Raw genomic sequence first — 318 nt, 5'->3', positions numbered from 1 at the left:
GTCTTAGAAATCCCACATCCTTTTCCACTTAACTTACACTTTGGGACCTTAGCTGACGATCTGGGCTGTTTCCCTTTTGACCACGGATCTTATCATTCGTAGTCTGACTGCCGGACTAATAGTATATGGCATTCGGAGTTTGATAAGGTTCGGTAAGCGATATGCCCCCTAGCCCATTCAGTGCTCTACCTCCATTACTCATATCCGACGCTAGCCCTAAAGCTATTTCGAGGAGAACCAGCTATCTCCGAGTTCGATTGGAATTTCTCCGCTATCCACAGCTCATCCCATGGTTTTTCAACACCAACGTGGTTCGGT

At 46.9% G+C, this 318-nt stretch carries 1 rRNA gene; it reads right to left on the bottom strand.

What is annotated here, in order from left to right:
- Positions 1–318: ribosomal RNA gene (locus CPJCM30710_RS17560) — 23S ribosomal RNA — on the bottom strand; the annotation flags it as partial.

It is taken from the genome of Clostridium polyendosporum (assembly GCF_018332455.1).
Lineage (GTDB): Bacteria > Bacillota > Clostridia > Clostridiales > Clostridiaceae > Clostridium_AY > Clostridium_AY polyendosporum.
Note: the sequence above shows the minus strand (reverse complement) of the source record. Positions and strands in the feature narration are given on the sequence as shown.